General features: G+C 52.6%; 1 protein-coding gene. It reads left to right on the top strand.

Features of this window, described 5'->3' with window-relative positions; all coding sequences use genetic code 11:
• The coding region (gene vgrG, locus AC1M84_RS14240; protein ID WP_481595229.1) for a type VI secretion system tip protein VgrG at positions 1 to 626 on the top strand (626 nt) is incomplete at both ends.

The following is a 626-nucleotide window of genomic DNA, read 5'->3' as shown; positions in this document are numbered from 1 at the left end:
GTCCAACAACTGCTACAACGCAGCCAATGGACGCCAAAACACAAGACAAACACCAACCAAGCAACCCACAAGGATCAAGAACGCCAAGCCAGCGAACTCATCCTACAACGACGCAACATCAAAACCGTACCCGAATACAACCCCTTACAACATCGACCCAGCACCCATCCGCAACGCGCCAAAGTGGTGGGACCTGCAGGAGAAGAAATCCATGTCGATGAATGGGGACGCATCAAAGTACGCTTCCTATTTACCCGAGCAGAAGACCACCAATTTGATGGGGGTGCCGGCAGTAACAACAACGACACCGATTCAGCTTGGGTCGATGTACTGACCCCATGGGCAGGCGAAGGCTATGGCGCACGCTTCCTTCCTCGAATCAATGAAATCGTGGTCATCGACTTCTTTGACGGCAACATCGACCGTCCCTTTGTGGTGGGACGCCTACATGAAGCCCAACGCAGCCCAACCCGATTTGACAGTCAAGGTCAACTGCCAGACACCAAAAAACTCGCAGGGATTAAAAGTAAAGAAGTCCAAGGCGAAGGCTATGGACAACTCCGCTTTGATGACACCACAGGACAAATCTCCACCCAACTGCAAAACACCCACGGGGCGAGCCAACT

It is taken from the genome of Acinetobacter sp. 24-47-66, assembly GCF_056779755.1.
Note: the sequence above shows the minus strand (reverse complement) of the source record. Positions and strands in the feature narration are given on the sequence as shown.